Raw genomic sequence first — 342 nt, forward strand, 5'->3', positions numbered from 1 at the left:
GGGTCCTCTGGCCTTTGCGGCAAAATGGTGGTGATGCAAGAACAGGCTGTGCCATTCCAAACGAGGTCAGATTTCTGTTTCTTCTAACCAAACTTTTGGTACATACTTCTGCAAAACGTCACGTTCTACTTGGATCAATCCATACGCGCAAATTTCTTTGCTGAATAGTGGATCAGATTGGTCTGATACATGATAGAACAAATGTGGGCGAAGTGCTTTGAATTTCCTTGTTAATACACTCCATTGCTTCCAGTGGTGCTCCCCATCCTTACGTTCTGTATAGGCTCGCAACACCTTTGGCACCTGTTCCTTCAGATTCATGCCGCGTCTGCCAATGACATA

1 pseudogene is annotated in these 342 nt (G+C 45.3%); it reads right to left on the bottom strand.

The annotated features are described in order from the left end of the window. Window positions 1-66 precede the first annotated feature (66 nt). Window positions 67-342: pseudogene (locus EP737_RS25660) on the bottom strand (hypothetical protein); the annotation flags it as partial.

This window comes from Ectobacillus funiculus, assembly GCF_004138295.1.
Lineage (GTDB): Bacteria > Bacillota > Bacilli > Bacillales > Bacillaceae_G > Ectobacillus > Ectobacillus funiculus.